The following is a 1,319-nucleotide window of genomic DNA, read 5'->3' as shown; positions in this document are numbered from 1 at the left end:
ATCATCCGAATTCACCCCGAGCGGATCATCTCCTGGGGCATCGACGGCGGATCCTTCGACTTCACCAGTCGCGCCGCCGAATAGAGGAAGCTCGGCTCATCATCAGCAACTTGTCTCGACAAGTCGAAACACAGGAATATCAGCCCCCACGGCAGTCATCCGAGTAACGTTTTCGATCACCCGGCGATTTCTCAGACAACATCAATTCAGGAGGTTCGACATGCTTTCTGTGAAGAGACTCGCCGCCGGCGCCATCGTTGCCACCGCCACCGCTTCCGCCGTCATCGTCGGTGGCGGTGTGGCCCAGGCCGACGTTCCGGTGTGGCAGGCCAACTGTCACGTTTACAACATCTTCAACACCGGCGGAATGGCCAATTGCGAACTGCCGACCTGGCACCAGGTGAAACTCACCTGCGTCGCGTGGCCGGTCCCGTTCGTCTACTGGAAGTACGGCCCCGCGCAATACGGACAGAACCAGTCGTGGGCCAGCTGCGACTCGCTCAACGCCCTGGTGGGCATCGAGGTCATTCAGGCGTAGGCCACGCACCGCGATCGAGCAGCACCCCACTCGCCCCGTTGTTACCGTGGATTCATGGTCAGTGCGGCATCCACCCGGCGACACGAACAGCATGGGCAGGCCTTCACCCAGTTCCCTCGGGTCATCGCGAAAACCCCGGAGAGGCAAACCTGGCCTCACCGGGGTCCGGGACGCTTTGTCCGATACCGCAGCCTGATCAGGCCACCCTGACGGCGGTCCGGTAATGACCGCCATCTCCAACGAAGTGCAAAACTGCCGAGGGGTTGCCCGCCGGCAGGATCAGGCGCCGTGGCGCTCCGATCTCGTCGTCATTACCCTTCGGAAACTCCATATGGAGGCTGTTGAGCCCTCGAATAGCGCTGGTGATCGAGCTGACAAGCACGGCGACCCGGTCACTGGCCGAATGCCCGATCGTGCGGGCCAACGCGGCGGTCCACGCCAACTCGAGGCCAGATTTATACAGCTCACGCACATTGCCGGAGACATCGCGGCCATTGTCCTTCTCGATCATCTGCACAACATAGAGGGACCTTGGATCGTATGCTGCGAGCACAACGCCGCGGCGACCTTTCTCACCGCTATTGAAGTTGACCCAGTAGTCGATCCCGCCGTGGACGGTGAACTCGGTGTCTGTGGCTACGCTGCCGTTTGACGGAATTCGGCCGCGGAACGTCATCACGTAGATGTCATCCGAGCCGGCTTCGTTGGTTTCGGCCAGGCATCGCATTTCGTCGACGATCACATTTGCCATGACTATTTCTCCTTTGAGAGTGCCGCGCAG

General features: G+C 60.6%; 2 protein-coding genes. One reads left to right on the top strand and one right to left on the bottom strand.

Annotation, left to right across the window (positions count from 1 at the left end):
• The first annotated feature begins 220 nt into the window (after positions 1-220).
• Complete coding sequence (locus tag ACFWF3_RS36135; RefSeq protein WP_378992253.1) at positions 221-538, top strand: hypothetical protein; 318 nt, start codon at positions 221-223, stop codon at positions 536-538.
• A 196-nt stretch (positions 539-734) separates the two neighbouring features.
• Here ACFWF3_RS36135 and ACFWF3_RS36130 read toward each other — a convergent pair.
• Positions 735-1,319, bottom strand: a 585-nt coding sequence (locus ACFWF3_RS36130) for a hypothetical protein (RefSeq protein ID WP_379318666.1), incomplete at its 5' end; no start/stop codon positions are given.

The sequence above is a fragment of the Nocardia sp. NPDC060220 genome (genome assembly GCF_042727815.1).
GTDB lineage: Bacteria > Actinomycetota > Actinomycetes > Mycobacteriales > Mycobacteriaceae > Nocardia.
Note: the sequence above shows the minus strand (reverse complement) of the source record. Positions and strands in the feature narration are given on the sequence as shown.